The organism is Streptomyces sp. NPDC007991 (assembly GCF_042958445.1).
GTDB lineage: Bacteria > Actinomycetota > Actinomycetes > Streptomycetales > Streptomycetaceae > Streptomyces.
Genome location: NZ_JBIBJD010000010.1, coordinates 131953 through 148766, shown reverse-complemented (window position 1 = coordinate 148766; position 16814 = coordinate 131953). Strand labels below are relative to the sequence as shown.

Here is a 16814-nt window from a genome sequence, read left to right as displayed (position 1 = left end):
GTGCATGTGCGCAGACCTTAGCGCGCGGCTCGGCGGGGACCTAGTGCCGGGCGGCGGTGGCCGGGGCCGGGAAATCGGCTTTCCACAGGCCACCACAGGGAAGGTTCTGGCCAGTAATCTCGGCGTTCATGGAGCAGAGGCATCTCGGCCGCACCGGCCTGCGTGTGTCCCGGATCGGACTCGGCACCCTGACCTGGGGGCGGGACACCGACGAGCACGACGCCGCGGACCTGATGAAGACGTTCTGGGAAGCGGGCGGGACCCTCGTCGACACCGCGGACGTGTACGGCGACGGAGACGCCGAGTACCTGCTCGGCAGGCTCATGGACGGCCTGGTGGCCCGGCGGGACCTGATCATCTCGACCAAGGCCGGCAGCGTGCCGGACCCCGACCGCCGCTTCGACACCTCCCGCGGCCATCTGCTCTCCGCGCTCGACGCCTCGCTCTCCCGGCTCGGCACCGACTACGTCGACCTGTGGCACGTGCACGCCTTCGACCCGGACACCCCGCTGGAGGAGACCCTCCAGGCCCTCGACCTCGCGGTCGCCAGCGGCCGGGCCCGGTACGCCGCCGTCTCCAACTTCTGCGGCTGGCAGCTCGCCAAGGCCGCGACCTGGCAGCTGGCGGCCCCCGGCACGCGGACCCGGCTGGCGGCCACGCAGCTGGAGTACTCGCTGCTCCAGCGGGGCGTCGAGCGCGAGGTGCTGCCGGCCGCGCTGGACCTGGGCATCGGACTGCTGCCGTCCTCGCCGCTGGGGCGCGGGGTGCTGACCGGCAAGTACCGGGGCGACGCCACGCCGCCGGACTCGCGCGGCGCCTCGGAGCACCTCGCGCCGTTCGTCGCGCCGTACCTGGACGACACGGCCAGGCGCATCGTGGACGCCGTGACCACCGCGGCCGACGGTCTCGCGGTGACACCGCTCCAGGTGGCGCTGGCCTGGGTCCGCGACCGGCCGGGAGTGGCCGCGCCCATCGTCGGCGCGCGCAACGCGCAGCAGCTCACGGCGGCATTGTCAGTGGAGAGCCTTAGTCTTCCTGACGAGATCTGCCGGGCGCTCGACGACGTGTCGGCGCCTGTGCACCGCTATCCCGATCACGACTGGAGCACGCTGTGAGCACGGAGCCGGAGACCACCCAGGACGCCGAGCCGGGGACGCCGACCGGTGGTGCGCGGACCGAGGGGGCCGAGGGACCGGGGGCCGACGCGGCCGGTTCCGGAGAGGTGTCCGAGGGCGGGGCGACCGATGCCGATCCCGCAGCTTCCCGTGACGGATCCGAGGCCGAGGGGACCGCAGGGGACGCGGCCGACGCCGGTGACGTGTCCGAGGCCGAGGCCGAGCTGCGGGCCCAGCGCCTGGAGCGGGAGCGGATCGAGCAGCGCAAGGCCGGAAAGAAGGCGCCGATCGAGGCCGGGACCAAGCTGAGCGGCAAGGCCGCCGATCTGCTCGCGGCCGTACGGGCCGTGGAGAGCGGCGAGAAGCCGGTCGCCGCGGTGTTCGCGGAGCCCGAGCCCGCCCCCCGCCGCTCCGCCCCGGAGCCGGTACGGCGGCCACAGCCGGTGGCGGCCGGGGCCGTCGACGCGGCGACGGCTCCCGCACCGGAGGCGGTGCGGGCCGTGCGTCAGGTGCTCGGCGAGGGCGGTGCCCCCGACGTGCTCGCACCGCAGGTGGCCGCCGCCCTCGGTGAGGGTGCGGACGAGCTGCTGCGGGCCGATCCCTGGCAGTTGCTGCGGGTCGCCGGCGTGCGGCCCGAGCAGGCCGACGGGTTCGCCCGGGCCCTGCTCGGCGCCGAGTGCGGCCCGGACGACGAGCGGCGGGGCCGGGCCGTCACCGTCTGGCTCCTGGAGCAGGCCGCGCTGGCCGGGCACACCGCCCTGGAGATGTCGGCGCTCCTCGCGGCCCTGGCCCAGCGGGGCGTGCCGGACCCCGACAGCGCCGTGCAGGACGCGATCGCGGAGGGCGAGGCGCTGGTCTTCCAGGACGCCCTGGAGGAGAGGGCCGACACGCCGGCCCGGGCCGAGGAGGACTCCGAGGAGGACGAGGAGCGTCCGGTCCGTGTCCTGGTCGGCCTGGAGCGGTACGCGCTCGCGGAGGAGAGCCTGGCAGACGGGCTGGCCCGGCTGGTCAACTCGGTGCCCAAGCAGGACGGTTCGGCCGAGGACTGGGAGCGGGCCGCCGCCGGGGCCAGGGGTTCGACGGCGGAGCTGTTCCGCGCGGTCGCCGCGCACGGCCTGGTCCTGCACACCGGCGGCGAGGCCTCCCTGACCGAGCCCGCGGCACTGCTGACCGCCGCGCACACCCTCGGCCTGCGCGCCTGGGCCGCCACCCACGGCCCGATCGGCCGCACGCGCTTCGCGGCCCTGCTGCGCCGGTCCGGCCACCCGTCGGGCCCGTCCACCGACGCCTCCTCCCCCGAGGCCCCCTCCCCCGGCGCCCCCTTCCCCGTCACCACCGTCGCCGGACTGCTCTCCGGGGCCGAAGGGCCTGGCCGGGATGCGGACGGGGCGCTGGATCTCGATCTGCTCGTCGTGCTGGACGCGCCACAGCTGGACGTCGAGACGGCCGCGCTGCTGACGGAGTCGCTGCCGGACGGGGCGCGGCTGGTGCTGGCCGGGGATCCGGCGGTGCTGTGGTCCGTGGGTCCGGGCCGGGTGTTCGCGGATCTGCTCGCGGCGCGGATCTGCCCGCAGATCGCCTCACGGCAGCCGGATGCCGGGCCGCTGGGCGAGCTGGTCTCCGGTATCGGCGTCGGCGAGCTGAACCAGGTCGAGGCCCCCGGCAAGGAGGTCGTGATCGTGCCGGTGCGGGACGCGGGCGAGGCCGTGCACCGGACGGTGCAGCTCGTCGTGGACTCGGTGCCGCGGGCGATCGGCGTACCGGCCGAGCAGACGCAGGTGATCACGCCGGGGCACGGCGGCGCCGTCGGCACGCGCGCGCTCAACGCGGCGTTGAAGGAGCGGCTCAATCCGGGCCCGGGCCGCTTCGGCGGCTTCGACCCCGGTGACCGGATCGTCTACTCCCCGGTGCCGGGCCGTGCGCTGCCGGGCCGCGTGGTGAGGGCGGATGCCGAGGGGCTGCACCTGTCGTGCGAGGGCGCGGACGAGGACGTCGTCGTACCGAAGGAGCGGGTGGAGCAGTCCGTGCGGCACGGCTGGGCGCTCACCGCGCACCAGGCGGTGGGGAGCCGGTGGCCCGCGGTGGTCGTGGTGCTGCCCGGCGATGCCGCGCAGGTCCTCAGCCGGCCGTGGGTCTACACGGCGTTCGGGCGGGCCGACCGCCATCTGTCCGTCGTGCACGGGGTGGAACAGGCGTTGCCGAGGGCCGTGGCCGAGGTTCCGGCGAAGCCCCGGACGACCCGGCTTCCGATGCTGCTCGCCCCGCAGATCAGCGGCTGACGACTACGGCGGTGGTCACGGGGCGACCCCGTGACCACCGCCGTCGGGTGGTCGGCGCGTGCGCTCAGCGGCGGTCCGCGTCGAGCGGCTCCAGGTCCTCGTCCTCGTCCAGGCCGGTGTCGAGGTCGTCCCCCACCTCGTCGTCCTCGTCATCGTCGTCGACGTCGTCGAACACGGCGCTGACATCGAAGCGGCAGACGACACTCTGCGGATCGACCTGCTCGAACGGCGCCTCCAGCCACTCTCCGGGGTCGGCCGGTTCCTCCGCCGCCGTCACCCAGAGCGTGGAGTCGCCCTCTTCCAGCCCGAACTCCTTGTGCCGGGAGGCGATCTCGTCGGGTTCGAACTCGCCGAAAAGGAGACCGAGCGCACCGTGGACCGTCCCTGAGGCGGCCGGGCCGTCCTCGCCCTCCGCGGCCTCGATCCGCTGCGCGTGGGCGAGCAGCCGCTGTGGCTCCGCGACCGCGTAGTCGCGGCGGATCAGTACGCTCAGCGCGTTCGGTTCCTCGGGCCCGGTGTACGGGGGCAGCGCGTCCTCCGTACCGGGGATCTCGAAGGGGGTGACCTCGTCGTAACGGTCGTAGAGCAGTTCGTCGTACACCTCTGCGGCCGCGGCCAGCTGGTTGAACGCCTCGTAGACGGCCGGGTCGTCCTCCCCCGACCTGCGTTCGACCGCGGCCAGGTGGCGGTCGAGCGCGGTCTTGACCGCCTCGGCGGCGGCGCGTACCTCGGCAGCGGTGGGCTGCGCAGCATCAGACATAGTGCAGACGCTATCCGTACCAGGCCCCAGCCCGCACAATAGATGCGATGCCGGAATACGAATTTGTCGACGTGTACGTGCCGCGCGGGGTCTCCCGCAAGGAGACGGCACGTCTGCTGACGGACCATGCCGAGTACGGACACTGGGAGTTGCACCGTCTGAGCCTGCTGCGCGACGGCAGCCGCAAGGTACGGTTGCGCCGGCGGATCATCCGTCAGGTGCGGGCCACGTGGTGAGCTGAGACGGGGCACGGGGAGAAGGCACACGGGAGCGGGCCCCGCATCGGCGGGGCCCGCTCCGTTTCCGCGGGTGTCGGGCCATTCCCGGGCTGTCAGGCCTGTCCGGGGCTGTCAGGCCGAGGTGCGCGCCTTGCGGTAGAGGATCGAGCCGGCGAGCAGCGCGCCCGCGCCGGCCGGCAGGGCGAGACCGAGCGGCAGGTCGCTGCCGGTGCTGGCGAGCTGGGAGTGGCCCTTGGGCTGGGTGACGAACTGGCCGCCCGGCTCGTTGCCGTGCGAGGAGCCGCCCGGCGTCTCGCCGTCCGCGCCGGGCGGGGTGCCGGGCCCGCCCGGGTTTCCGGGACCACCCGGACCACCGGGGTTGCCAGGACCACCGGGCTCACCCGGGTTTCCGGGGTTACCTGGGTTACCAGGGTTTCCGGGGTTACCAGGGTTGCCCGGGTTTCCCGGCTGTCCCGGGTTCTCGTTGCCGCCGCCGGGCGGGGTGGTGTGGTGTCCGCCGGAGCCGCCGTTCGCGCAGTCGTTGCCTGTGCTGGGGTTGCCGGCGCCGATGACGTCGACGCTGTTGCCGCAGACGTTCACCGGCACGTCGATCGGCACCTCGACATGGTTGCCCGAGCCGACGCCGGGCGAGTCACCGGCATGGCCGCCGGCGTGCGAGCCGCCCTTGTCGCCCGAATCGCCGTATCCCCCCGATGACGATCCACCGCCCTGGTTGGCGCACGAGTTGCCCACCGAGGGGTTGAGGACACCGATCACGTTGACCGTGTTCCCGCACACGTTGACCGGCGCGTGCACCGGCGCCTGCACCGTGTTCCCGGACAGCACGCCGGGCGAGCCCGAGCCGGCGCCCTGGGCGCCCACGTCGGCGTGCGCGGAGCCGCCCGCGGCGGCGATCACGCCGGTCGCGGCCGCCACGGTCATCAGACCCTTGCGGGTGACCTGTCGCATTCCTGAATACCTGCCTTCGGCCTGTCTCGAATTCTTCTCGAATTCCTCGAAAGAAGCGTTCGGTCCCGGAGCTCATGGCATGTGCTCCGGGACCGTTGGCTTTGGAACTCCCCTCAAAGAAGGGGAAGCGTCACTTGTTGACGCAGGAGTTGCCGAAGGCGGGGTTCAGCAGGCCGATCACGGAGACCGTGTTGCCGCAGACGTTCACCGGGGCGTGAACGGGCGCCTGAATGACGTTGCCGGACACGACGCCCGGGGAGTGCACGGCGGCACCCTGGGCACCCGAGTCGGCGACGGCCAGGCCCGCGCCCGCGAGAACCAGCCCACCGGTGGCAGCCGCAGCAGCGACGACCTTCTTGATCATTATTCCTCCTAGTTGGCAAAGCGACCCATCTTGCGATCGCATTACCTGTAACGAGGAGGGAGTAATGAGGCTACGAGCTTATGGTCGCATTCACCCTTCCCAGTCGATGTCGCACGCCCGATCGAATAGCGCTGTTTCGTGTGGGCTGTTTCAGGACGCGTCGATGAACCGGTCGAGCACCCGCGCGCCGAACTTCAGGCCCTCCACCGGCACCCGCTCGTCCACGCCGTGGAACATGCCGGCGAAGTCCAGCTCCGGCGGCAACTGCAGCGGCACGAAGCCGAAGCCGCGGATGCCCAGGTCGTCGAAGGACTTGGCGTCCGTCCCGCCGGAGAGCATGTAGGGGATCGCCTTGGCGGTCGGGTCCTCGGCCAGCAGCGCGGACTGCATGGCCGCCACGAGCGCCCCGTCGAAGGTGGTCTCGACGGCCTTGTCGGCGTGGACGTCCTCGCGCCGCACCTTCGGGCCGAGGATCCGGTCGAGGTCGGCGAGGAACTCCTCCTCGTGGCCGGGCAGGAAGCGGCCGTCGACGTGGGCGGTCGCCTCGCCCGGGATGACGTTGACCTTGTAGCCGGCACCGAGCTGGGTGGGATTGGCCGTGTTGCTCAGGGTCGCGCCGATCAGCTTGGCGATGCCGCCGAGTTTCGCGAGGGTCGACTCCATGTCCTCCGCGTCGAGTTCGGTGCCGAGCGCGTCACCGAGCTCGTCGAGGAAGGCGCGGGTGGTCTTGGTGACCCGCACCGGGAACTTGTGCCGCCCCAGCCGCGCGACGGCCTCCGACAGCTCGGTGATCGCGTTGTCCCGGTGGATCATCGATCCGTGCCCCGCCGTGCCGGCCACGGTGAGCTTCATCCAGTGCATGCCCTTCTCGGCCGTCTGGATCAGGTACAGCCGCCGCTCCTCGCTCACGGTGAAGGAGAACCCGCCCACCTCACTGATCGCCTCGGTGACGCCCTCGAACAGCTCGGGGTGCTTGCGCACGAGGTGCTTGGCGCCGTAGGTGCCGCCCGCCTCCTCGTCCGCGAGGAACGCGAGGACGATGTCGCGCGGGGGCTTGCGCCCGCTGCGCAGCCGGTCCCGGACGACCGCGAGGGTCATCGCGTCCATGTCCTTCATGTCGACGGCCCCGCGGCCCCACACGCAGCCGTCCGCGATCTCGCCGGAGAAGGGGTGGTGGGTCCAGTCGTCGGCGTTGGCCGGTACGACGTCGGTGTGCCCGTGGATGAGGAGCGCGGGCCGGGACGGGTCCTCGCCCTCGATCCGGGCCACCGTGGAGGCGCGGCCCGGGTGCGACTCGAAGATCCGCGGTTCGAGCCCCACCTCGGCGAGCTTCTCGGCGACGTACTCCGCCGCCTTGCGCTCGCCTGGTCCCGAGTGGTCGCCGTAGTTGCTGGTGTCGATCTGGATCAGCTCGCGGCAGAGGTCCACGACCTCGTCCTCGCCGGTGACGTTCCTGGCCGTGTCCGTCTCGCTCACGTGCTTCCTCCCGCTGTCACTGCTGGTGGGTCCTCCTCATCCTCCCTCTCCGCGGCCCGCACCCCAAGAGCGGTCCCGGCCCGTCACACGCCGTTCACGCGCGGCCGGGGTGCGGGCGGGGGGTGATCGGCCACCCCTGAGAGCCTGGTAATGTTTACGTCGTCGCCACGGGGAGAACCCGCGCGACAGACACCTTGTCCGGGTGGCGGAATGGCAGACGCGCTAGCTTGAGGTGCTAGTGCCCTTTATCGGGCGTGGGGGTTCAAGTCCCCCCTCGGACACACGAAGCCGAGGGCCGTGACCGCGAGGTCACGGCCCTCAGGCGTTGTCGCGGAAGGGTGACCATGACCAGCCGTTCCTGCCCGTGCGGGCTCTCCCAGGCCTACGAGGCGTGCTGTGGCCGCTACCACCGCGCCGCGGCGGCGGCGCCCACCGCCGAGGCGCTCATGCGGTCGCGGTACTGCGCCTTCGTGAAGGGGGACGCCGGGTATCTGCTGCGGACCTGGCATCCGCGGACGCGGCCCGGGACGCTGGAGCTGGATCCGCGGATGCGGTGGACCGGGCTGGAGATCCTGGACACGAGTGACGGGTCGGCGTTCCACTCCGCCGGGACCGTGGAGTTCCGGGCGTCGTACCGGGGCGGCTCGCTGCACGAGCGGAGCCGGTTCGAGCGGGTCGACGGGGCCTGGGTGTACGTCGACGGGGAGTTCGTGCCGTAGCGGGTGGTGTCACGGCGCCAGGATGTCGAGTTCCTGGAGGGCGCCGACCGTGATCTCGCGGGTCAGTTCCTCGGCGCGGGCCGCGTCGCCGGAGCGGACCGCCTCGGCGACCTGGACGTGCAACGTGACGGCGGCCGGGTCGGGGTCCTCGAACATCACGTCGTGGTGGGTGCGGCCGGCCAGGACCTCGGCGACGACATCGCCGAGGCGGGCGAACATCTCGTTGCCGGAGGCGTCCAGGATGACGCGGTGGAAGGCCATGTCGTGGACGAGGTACTCCTCCAGCTTGTGACCCCGTGAGTTGGCGACCATGCCGAGGGCGCACCGGGTGAGTGCGGCGCACTGCTCGGCGGTGGCGTGCCGGGCGGCGAGGCCCGCGGCGACCGGTTCGATCGCCGAGCGCAGCACGGTGAGGGAGCGCAGCTGGGGAGCGCGGTCCTTGCCGGCCAGGCGCCAGCGGATGACCTGCGGGTCGTAGACGTTCCACTCCGACTTCGGGCGCACGGTCACGCCCACGCGGCGGCGGGACTCGACCAGGTGCATGGACTCCAGGACGCGGACCGCCTCGCGCATCACCGAGCGTGACACGTCGAAACGCTGGGCGAGCTCGTCGGTGCGCAGGACACTGCCCGGCGGGTACTCGCCCGCCGTGATCTCGGGGCCGAGGGTGTCCAGAACATGGCCGTGCAGCCCCCGGCCCGGTGTGCTCATGCACTCAGCGTACGCGGTAGATCACGGAACCAAAAAGTCAGACTTATTCATCACGGCCCCTTGAATTCGTCGTACCTAATGGGTTTCAGTTGCGTCGACATCACGTGTCGACGGAGACAGCAGACAGTGAGGCAGCGATGAACACCCCCCACGTCGTCGTGGTCATGGGCGTCGCCGGCACCGGCAAGACCACCATCGGTCCCCTGCTCGCGGCCCGGCTCGGCGTTCCGTACGCCGAGGGCGACGACTTCCACCCGCAGGCCAACATCGCCAAGATGTCGGCCGGTACCCCGCTCACCGACGAGGACCGCCTGCCGTGGCTGGACGCCATCGGCGCGTGGGCGCACGGGCGGGCGGGGCTCGGCGGGGTGGTCAGCTGCTCGGCGCTGAAGCGGTCGTACCGCGACCGGCTGAGGGCCGCCGCGCCCGGCGTGGTCTTCGTGCACCTCACGGGCGACCGCGCGCTCATCGAGGACCGGATGTCGCACCGGCAGGGGCACTTCATGCCCACGGCGCTGCTCGACTCCCAGTTCGCCACGCTCCAGCCGCTCCAGGCGGACGAGGCCGGGGTCGACGTGGACGTCTCGGGCAGCCCGGAGGAGATCACCGAGCGGGCGGTGCTCGCCCTGGAGAACCTCCCCGAGCCCGTCCAGTAGCCCCTGACGGTCCCGTCCCCAACTCTCCTCCAACGCAAGGGAACCCACCCCGTGACCAGACTCAGCGTCGAGATGCTGGCAGCGGACGCACCCGAGCCGATCACCTCGGCCGGCCACGCTCAGCTGGGCATCGCCGTCCTGGCGGGCATCGCCGTCATCGTCCTGCTCATCACCAAGTCCAAGCTGCACGCCTTCCTGGCGCTGACCATCGGGTCACTGGCGCTCGGCGCGATCGCCGGGGCGCCGCTGGACAAGGTCCTCACCAGCTTCAGCACCGGCCTCGGCACGACGGTCGCCGGCGTCGGCGTCCTGATCGCCCTCGGTGCCATCCTCGGCAAGATGCTCGCCGACTCCGGGGGCGCCGACCAGATCGTGGACACCATCCTCGCGAAGGCCGGCGGGCGGTCGATGCCGTGGGCGATGGTGCTCATCGCCTCCGTGATCGGACTGCCGCTGTTCTTCGAGGTCGGCATGGTGCTGCTGATCCCGGTGGTGCTGATGGTCGCCAAGCGCGGCAACTACTCGCTGATGCGGATCGGCATCCCGGCGCTCGCGGGCCTGTCCGTGATGCACGGGCTGGTGCCGCCGCACCCCGGTCCGCTGGTCGCGATCGAGGCGGTCAACGCCGACCTCGGGGTGACACTGGCGCTCGGTGTCCTGGTCGCCATACCCACGGTGATCATCGCCGGCCCGGTGTTCTCGCGGTACGCGGCCCGCTGGGTGGACGTGCCCGCCCCCGACCGGATGATCCCGCAGCGCGCTTCGGAGGACCTGGACAAGCGGCCCAGTTTCGGGGCCACCCTGTTCACGATCCTGCTGCCGGTGATCCTCATGCTGGCCAAGGCGCTCGTCGACATCGTCATCGACGACCCGGAGAACCTCGTCCAGCGCGTCTTCGACGTCATCGGTGCCCCGATGATCGCGCTGCTCGCCTCGGTGCTGGTCGGCATCTTCACGTTGCTGCGGCCCGCCGGGTTCGCCAAGGAGCGGATCTCGCCGCTCGTCGAGAAGAGCCTCGCGCCGATCGCGGGCATCCTGCTCATCGTCGGCGCGGGCGGCGGCTTCAAGCAGACCCTGATCGACACCGGCGTGGGCCAGATGGTCCTGGACATCTCCAAGGACTGGTCGATCCCCGCGCTGCTGCTGGCCTGGCTGATCGCGGTGGTGATCCGGCTGGCGACCGGTTCGGCGACGGTGGCGACGGTCTCGGCGGCCGGTCTGGTCGCCCCGCTCGCGGCCGACATGTCGACCACGCACGCGGCCCTGCTGGTCCTCGCCATCGGCGCCGGCTCGCTGTTCTTCAGCCATGTCAACGACGCCGGGTTCTGGATGGTGAAGGAGTACTTCGGGCTGAGTGTCGGCCAGAACATCAAGACCTGGTCCGTCATGGAGACGATCATCTCGGTCGTCGCCGGCGGCATCGTCCTGCTGTTGTCCCTCGTGATCTAGGAGTGCCACGGTCATGACGGCTCACCCCCTCTTCGACATCAGCGGCCGTACGGCGCTGGTGACCGGCTCCAGCCGGGGCATCGGACTCGCGCTCGCCCGTGGTCTCGCGGAAGCCGGCTGCACGGTCGTCCTGAACGGCCGGGACAAGGACCGGCTCGCCGAGGCCGCCGCCGGGCTGCCCGGCGACCGCGTGCACACGGCGGCGTTCGACGTGACCGACGGCGCGTCCGTGGCGGACGGCATCGCCGACGTCGAGGAGCGGGTGGGCCCGCTCGACATCCTCGTCAACAACGCGGGCATGCAACTGCGCGCTCCGCTGCTGGAGTTCACCGACTCCGACTGGCACCGGATCCTGGACACCAATCTGACCAGTGCCTTCCTGGTCGGCCGGGAGGCCGCGCGCCGGATGACGGAACGCGGCCACGGCAAGATCATCAACATCTGCTCCCTGCAGAGCGAGGTGGTACGGCCCGGGATCGCGCCGTACGCCGCCACCAAGGGCGCGCTGAAGATGCTCACCAAGGGCATGTGCGCCGACTGGGGTCCGAGCGGTGTGCAGGTCAACGGGCTCGGCCCGGGCTACATCGAGACCGAGCTGACGCGGCCGCTGGTCGACGACGAGGAGTTCAGTGCCTGGGTGCGAAGGCGCACCCCGGCCGGCCGCTGGGGGCGCACCCAGGACCTGGTGGGCGGGGTGCTGTACCTCGCCTCCCCCGCGGCCGACTTCGTCAGCGGGCAGGTGCTGTATGTCGACGGCGGTATGACGAGCGTGCTGTGACCACCTGCCGGGAGGCTGTGATGCTGGGTTGTGTGATCCACGGTCAGGGTGACCTGCGCGTGGCGGAGTTGCCGGTGCCCGAGCCCGGGCCGGGGCAGGCGCTGGTCGCCGTGCGGTACGGCGGGGTGTGCGGGTCCGATCTGCACTACTGGCGGCACGGCGGGGTCGGTGACTTCCGGCTCCGGGAGCCGATGGTGCTCGGGCACGAGGTCGTCGGGACGGTGGCCGGCTACGGTGCCGGCGCGTCGGGGCCGGCTCCGGGTACCGCCGTCGCCGTGCATCCGGCGACCCCGTGCGGGGTGTGTCCGGAGTGCGCGCAGGGGCGGCGGAACGTCTGCCGGGACACGCGGTATCTGGGCAGTGCGGCGCGTTTTCCGCATGTGCAGGGGGGATTCGCGGCGCAGGTGGCCGTGCCCTGCGAGCAGTTGCGGGCGTTGCCGGACGGTCTGGGGCTGCGCCGGGCCGCGCTCGCCGAGCCGCTGTCCGTCGCGCTGCACGCGGTGCGGCGGGCCGGGGAGGTGGCCGGGCGGCATGTGCTGGTGACCGGTGCCGGGCCCATCGGCTGTCTCGTCGTCGCGGCGGTGAGGGCGGCCGGGGCGGCGGAGGTGACCGTCACGGATCTGCTGCCCGAGGCGCTGGAGTACGCGCGGGTCGCCGGTGCCGGGACGCTCGTACGGGCCGATGATCCTGACGACCCGGGGTGGCCTTCCGAGGTGGACGTCGCGATCGAGGCGTCCGGGGTGGCTGCGGGGCTCGACACGTGTCTGCGGCGGGTGCGGCGGGGTGGGGTCGTGGTGCAGTTGGGGATGCTGCCGGCGGGGCGCAGTCCGTTCGCGGGGAACCTGGTGGTGAGCCGGGAGATCGAGTTGCGGGGGGCGTTTCGGTTCGACGGGGAGTTCGATCAGGCGCTTGAGCTGCTGGCGGGGGAGGCGGCGTTCGACGGGCTGGTCAGTGCGGTGGTGCCTGTGGCGGATGCCGAGTCGGCTTTTGCCCTGGCCGCTGATCGGAGTCGGGCTTGCAAGGTGCTGTTGGATTTCGCCGTGGCGCCGTAGGGGTGTCGTGATCGGGCGGGTGCGGGTGTGTTGTGGCTTGTCGCGCAGTTCCCCGCGCCCCTTGGGGCCCCAGCGCCGTAGGAGTGTCGTGATCGGGCGGGTGCCGGTGTCGTGTGGCTTGTCGCGCGGTTTCCCGCGCCCCTGAGGTGAGACAGCTACGGGCGCCATAGAGGGTGCTGTTGGTCCGCCCAGTCCTTGCTCACGGAGCCCGTGCGCATGCCTCTTCTGGATTCCGGGTCGGCCAGGGCCATGCCGATGTGGCCGGCCAGGACTATGCCGATCGTGAGGGCCAGCCAGTCGTGGACGAACGTGGCGCTGGTGCGCCAGGGCAGGGGGGTGAGGTGGGTGAACCACATCATCAGGCCGGTGCCGAGCATGACGAGGGTCGCGCCGGCGATCCAGGACGCGTAGAGCTTCTGGCCGGCGTTGAACTTGCCGGCGGGGCGGGACGCGGGGCGCTTGTCGCGGTGCAGGGCGGCGCGCAGCCAGGTCCGGTCGTGCGGACCGAAGCGGTTGAGCCGGCCCAGGTCGGCACGGAAGGCGCGGGAGGCGAGGCCCGCCAGGACCGGGACGGGCAGGGCGAGGCCGGCCCACTCGTGGATCCGGACGACCAGTTCGCGGCGGCCGACGAGTTCGGCGAGCTGGGGGACGTAGAGGCAGGCCGCCGTCAGGACGCAGACCCCCATGAGCGCGGCCGTCGTGCGGTGCACCCAGCGCTCGGCCTGGCTGAAGCGCCTGACACCGGGCGGGGCGTCAGTTCGTAGGCTCATCGTCGCGTCCGTTCGAGCGGCCCACCCAGGCGTCGACGTCGTAGCCGCGCTCCTCCCAGTAGCCCGGCCGGACCTCGTCCGTGACGGTGATGCCGGAGAGCCACTTGGCGGACTTGTAGAAGTACATGGGCGCCACGTAGAGGCGGACCGGGCCGCCGTGGGAGTGGCCGATGTCCTTGTCCTGCATGCGCAGGGCGACCAGGACGTCCGCGCGACGGGCCTGGTCGAGGGTGAGGCTCTCGGTGTAGGTGCCGTCGAAGCAGGTGAAGCGGATGGCCTTGGCCGTGGGGCGGACCTTGGCGGCGTCCAGGAGGCGGGACAGGCGTACGCCCTCGAAGGGGGTGTCGGGGACGCGCCAGCCGGTGACGCACTGGACGTCGCGGACCATGCGGGTCTGGGGCATGGCCTTGAGGTCGTCCAGGGTGTAGGTGGCGGGGCGGTCGACCAGGCCGTCGATCCTGAGGCGGTAGCTGTCGGCGCTCTTGTGGGGAACGGACGAGGCGACCGAGTAGTAGCGGAAGCCGCCGCCGTTCGGGAGCAGTCCGGTCAGGCCGGTGGGGTCCTTGTCGGCGGCGCCGCCGAGGAAGCCCTCCAGGCCGCGTTGCAGCCGGGGCGCGGCGACCACGCCGAGGGCGCCCAGGCCGAGCGTGCCGAGGAAGACGCGGCGGCCTACCGGGGTGCCCCGCTGTGGGGGGCGTTCGTCGTTCACGCCCTCAGGTACGTGCTCGTTCACGTTCTCATTCGAACACCCGCGGCCCCTTCAGGACAGGGCTCGCGGGTGCTCGTCAGGGTTCCGTAACCACTTCTTACGCGGCCGGGGTCAGGACGAGGCCGCCTTGTCCAGCTGGAACGCCTCGTTGCCGAGGCCGATCCGGGCGTGCTTCTCGGGTGCGCGGGCGCGCAGCACCAGGCCGAGGACCAGACCGGCGACCAGGGAGAGGCCGATCACGCCGGGCAGCATCCAGCTCAGCGAGGAGTCCGGGCCGGCGCCGACGAGGACCTCGAAGTCCTTCACCGTGTAGCCGGCGATCACCAGCAGGGCGAGGCCCGCCAGCGCGGAGGTGCACAGCCGCCAGGCCTGGGCGCCCGCGGCACCCCGGCGGACGAAGAAGACGACGACGGACAGGGAGGCCGCCGCCATCAGCACGATCACGCCGAGGGCGCCGATGTTGCCGAACCAGGTGAACAGTTGCAGGACGGGCGCGGTCGGGTCGCCGACCGGCTTGTCGTCGGCGATCGCGAAGGCGACCACGACGACGACGGCCACGACGGTCTGGAGCAGCGAGCCGGTGCCGGGAGCGCCGCTGGTGCCGCTGGTGCGGCCGAAGGCGGCGGGCAGCAGGCCCTCGCGGCCCATGGCGAAGGCGTACCGGGCGACGACGTTGTGGAAGCTGAGCAGCGCGGCGAACATGCCGGTGACGAACAGGACGTGCAGGACGTCGGTGAAGGTGCCGCCCAGGCGGGACTCGGTGAGGAAGAACAGCAGCCCGGCGCTCTGCTTCTGGGCCGTGCCGACGACCGCTGAGGGGCCGGTGGCGACGGTGAGGGCCCAGCTGCTCAGCGCGAAGAAGACGGCGACCCCGCCGACGGCGAGGAACATCACGCGCGGCACCAGGACGTGCGGGCGGCTGGTCTCCTCGGCGTACACGGGTGCCTGCTCGAAGCCGAGGAACGCGGCGATGCAGAAGCACAGCGCGGTGCCGACACCGGCGCCGGTGAGGGTGTCGGGGTTGAAGGCGTGCAGCGAGAGGCCCTCCGTGCCGGGGTCGGCGAGGGCGGCGACGTCGAAGACGACGACCAGGAGCACCTCGATGACGAGCAGCACGCCGAGCACGCGCGCGTTGACGTCGATCTTCAGCCAGCCCAGCAGGCCGACGGCGAGCGCGGCCACGAGCGCCGGTATCCACCAGGCGATCTCCAGGTCGGCGTAGGTGGCGAGGAGCCCGGAGACCTCGAAGCCGAAGATGCCGTAGATGCCGATCTGGAGCGCGTTGTAGGCGACCAGGGCGACCAGGGCGGCGCCCGCGCCGGCGGTGCCGCCGAGGCCGCGGGAGATGTACGCGTAGAAGGCGCCCGCGTTGTGGACGTGGCGGCTCATCTCGGCGTACCCGATGCTGAAGAGGATCAGGACGACGCCGAGGACGACGAAGAGCAGCGGCTGTCCGACGATGCCCATCACCGCGAATGTAGTAGGCATGACACCGGCGACCACCATGAGGGGGGCGGTCGCGGCGAGGACGGACAGCAGCAGTCCCCCGGTGCCGAGCCGGTCGGCGCGCAGGGCGCGCTCCTGCCCCTTGAACGTACTGATGCCGCCGGCGGCGGATGTGCTCGTGCTCGAACTGTCCGTGGTCATGGGGAGAGCGTCCTCACTTCTGGATTCCGGAGGTGTCAGGCCGTGCCGAGCGCGCCGGCGCGAGCGGCGGCGAAGGCGGTGTGCGGGTCGCGGTCCGGGTACGACCAGGGCGCCGGGGTGGCGTACCGGCCGATCCGGTGGAACAGGGCGGCGGCTTCGGCACCCCGCCCCTCGCAGAACTTGGCGTGGGCGAGGAAGTTCAGGTCGATCAGCCGGCGCGGGTGCCCCTCCAGCTCCCACTCCAGCCACCAGTCGAAGGCGGCCTTCATGACCTGCCGGGCGCGGCGGCCGGTCCAGTGGCCCGAGGCGGCCGGGTCGGCGGGTTCGTGCCCGGCGGCGGCGAGCGCGCGGTAGCGCTCGGCGTGTGCGATGACCGGCAGGATCGCGAGCGGGGAGTCGGCGGGAGCCTGTTCGGCGGCCCAGTTGGCGAAGTCGTAGACCTCGTGCAGCGGGTCCGGGCCGGACTCGGTGCGGCGGCCGGCGAGCCGGGCGACCATCAGGTGGTGGGCGTGGTGGTGGTCGGCGTACCGGGCGCGGACCTGCTCGAAGGTGCGGACCACGTCCTGATCGGTGCCGACCGCGCACTCCAGCAGGAGCAGGCCGAGCCAGGGGGTGGGGTCGGCGGGGGCGCGGGCGGCGGCGGTCGCGCAGGCCTCGCGGGCCCGGGCCGGCTTGCCCTTGCCGTGCAGGGCGCGCCGAACCTGGGCGAGGGCGAGCAGGACGGAGGCGTCGGCGGACTCGGGTTCGGCCAGCAGCCACTCTCGGGCCCATGCGGCGCAGTAGGACTCCCGGGCGAGGACGGTGACGCGGTGGCCGCGGCGGTCCCAGTCGTCTCCGGTGTGCACCAGCAGGGAGCGGGCGTTCTGCCAGCGGCCCTGCGCCAGCGCGGCGCGCGCGGCCACGAGGTCGGCGTCGTCAAGGGCCTCGTCGAAGGCCTGCGACGCACGTCTGCGGCCACGGCCGAGGGGAGGCGGGGGTGGGGGCACCGCGGAACTTCCTCACGCGCTGTTCTTGTGTTTCGGCTCACGGCGGTCGATGGAGCACGTGTGTGCGCTTCGCCATGAGCTGATCACGCACAGCCAACCCCCAGCCAATGGTTGACGTCAAGGGCGGCAAGGGCGTTACACGCGTCAACTACTGCT

17 protein-coding genes and 1 tRNA gene are annotated in these 16814 nt (G+C 72.1%); 9 read left to right on the top strand and 9 right to left on the bottom strand.

Annotation, left to right across the window (positions count from 1 at the left end):
• Window positions 1-128: 128 nt before the first annotated feature.
• Window positions 129-1115, top strand: a complete 987-nt coding sequence (locus tag ACFZDA_RS28160) for an aldo/keto reductase (protein ID WP_391086753.1) — start codon at window positions 129-131, stop codon at window positions 1113-1115.
• Window positions 1112-3394, top strand: coding sequence for a helix-hairpin-helix domain-containing protein (locus ACFZDA_RS28155; RefSeq protein WP_391086751.1), 2283 nt, complete (start codon window positions 1112-1114; stop codon window positions 3392-3394). Before ACFZDA_RS28160 ends, ACFZDA_RS28155 begins: the two co-directional genes overlap by 4 nt.
• A gap of 64 nt (window positions 3395-3458) precedes the next feature.
• Here ACFZDA_RS28155 and ACFZDA_RS28150 read toward each other — a convergent pair whose 3' ends face one another.
• A complete protein-coding gene (locus ACFZDA_RS28150; protein ID WP_391086749.1) occupies window positions 3459-4154 on the bottom strand; it encodes a hypothetical protein in 696 nt (231 codons plus the stop codon).
• A 47-nt stretch (window positions 4155-4201) separates the two neighbouring features.
• Between ACFZDA_RS28150 and ACFZDA_RS28145 the strand changes: the two genes are divergently transcribed.
• Complete coding sequence (locus ACFZDA_RS28145; protein ID WP_010045410.1) at window positions 4202-4390, top strand: DUF5703 family protein; 189 nt, start codon at window positions 4202-4204, stop codon at window positions 4388-4390.
• A gap of 114 nt (window positions 4391-4504) precedes the next feature.
• On the opposite strand, the gene ACFZDA_RS28140 is transcribed toward ACFZDA_RS28145, so the two are convergent.
• From ACFZDA_RS28140 to ACFZDA_RS28130, 3 genes are all read right to left on the bottom strand, one after another.
• Window positions 4505-5341, bottom strand: a complete 837-nt coding sequence (locus ACFZDA_RS28140) for a chaplin family protein (RefSeq protein WP_391086746.1) — start codon at window positions 5339-5341, stop codon at window positions 4505-4507.
• Between the two features lie 130 nt (window positions 5342-5471).
• Window positions 5472-5705, bottom strand: coding sequence for a chaplin ChpH (chpH, locus tag ACFZDA_RS28135; RefSeq protein WP_391086745.1), 234 nt, complete (start codon window positions 5703-5705; stop codon window positions 5472-5474).
• 150 nt (window positions 5706-5855) lie between these two features.
• Window positions 5856-7181 (bottom strand): M20/M25/M40 family metallo-hydrolase, encoded by a 1326-nt coding sequence (locus ACFZDA_RS28130; protein WP_391086743.1) that lies wholly within the window; start codon window positions 7179-7181, stop codon window positions 5856-5858.
• Window positions 7182-7377: 196 nt separating this feature from the next.
• Between ACFZDA_RS28130 and ACFZDA_RS28125 the strand changes: the two genes are divergently transcribed.
• Window positions 7378-7462: transfer RNA gene (locus tag ACFZDA_RS28125), tRNA-Leu, on the top strand.
• Window positions 7463-7525: 63 nt separating this feature from the next.
• Window positions 7526-7900, top strand: a complete 375-nt coding sequence (locus ACFZDA_RS28120) for a YchJ family metal-binding protein (protein WP_391086741.1) — start codon at window positions 7526-7528, stop codon at window positions 7898-7900.
• A gap of 9 nt (window positions 7901-7909) precedes the next feature.
• Here ACFZDA_RS28120 and ACFZDA_RS28115 read toward each other — a convergent pair whose 3' ends face one another.
• The gene (locus ACFZDA_RS28115) at window positions 7910-8611 is read right to left on the bottom strand and encodes an FCD domain-containing protein (RefSeq protein ID WP_391086739.1); all 702 of its coding nucleotides are present in this window, start codon (window positions 8609-8611) and stop codon (window positions 7910-7912) included.
• A 137-nt stretch (window positions 8612-8748) separates the two neighbouring features.
• Between ACFZDA_RS28115 and ACFZDA_RS28110 the strand changes: the two genes are divergently transcribed.
• From ACFZDA_RS28110 to ACFZDA_RS28095, 4 genes are read left to right on the top strand one after another with little or no spacing between them, the layout of a single operon-like run.
• A complete protein-coding gene (locus ACFZDA_RS28110) occupies window positions 8749-9267 on the top strand; it encodes a gluconokinase, GntK/IdnK-type (protein WP_391086737.1) in 519 nt (172 codons plus the stop codon).
• A gap of 51 nt (window positions 9268-9318) precedes the next feature.
• Entirely contained in the window at window positions 9319-10716 is a 1398-nt protein-coding gene (locus ACFZDA_RS28105) for a gluconate:H+ symporter (protein ID WP_391086735.1), read from the top strand.
• A gap of 13 nt (window positions 10717-10729) precedes the next feature.
• Entirely contained in the window at window positions 10730-11494 is a 765-nt protein-coding gene (locus tag ACFZDA_RS28100; protein ID WP_391086733.1) for a glucose 1-dehydrogenase, read from the top strand.
• Window positions 11495-11514: 20 nt separating this feature from the next.
• On the top strand, window positions 11515-12546 hold the full coding sequence (locus tag ACFZDA_RS28095) for an alcohol dehydrogenase catalytic domain-containing protein (RefSeq protein WP_391086731.1): 1032 nt from the start codon (window positions 11515-11517) through the stop codon (window positions 12544-12546).
• Between the two features lie 155 nt (window positions 12547-12701).
• Here ACFZDA_RS28095 and ACFZDA_RS28090 read toward each other — a convergent pair whose 3' ends face one another.
• From ACFZDA_RS28090 to ACFZDA_RS28075, 4 genes are all read right to left on the bottom strand, one after another.
• Window positions 12702-13316: a cytochrome b/b6 domain-containing protein gene (locus tag ACFZDA_RS28090; protein ID WP_391086729.1), complete on the bottom strand. Its 615-nt coding sequence runs from the start codon at window positions 13314-13316 to the stop codon at window positions 12702-12704.
• Complete coding sequence (locus ACFZDA_RS28085; RefSeq protein ID WP_391087233.1) at window positions 13300-14025, bottom strand: molybdopterin-dependent oxidoreductase; 726 nt, start codon at window positions 14023-14025, stop codon at window positions 13300-13302. Before ACFZDA_RS28085 ends, ACFZDA_RS28090 begins: the two co-directional genes overlap by 17 nt.
• Before the next feature lie 111 nt (window positions 14026-14136).
• On the bottom strand, window positions 14137-15672 hold the full coding sequence (locus ACFZDA_RS28080) for an APC family permease (protein WP_391086728.1): 1536 nt from the start codon (window positions 15670-15672) through the stop codon (window positions 14137-14139).
• 35 nt (window positions 15673-15707) lie between these two features.
• Complete coding sequence (locus ACFZDA_RS28075; RefSeq protein ID WP_391086726.1) at window positions 15708-16658, bottom strand: hypothetical protein; 951 nt, start codon at window positions 16656-16658, stop codon at window positions 15708-15710.
• Between the last annotated feature and the right edge of the window lie 156 nt (window positions 16659-16814).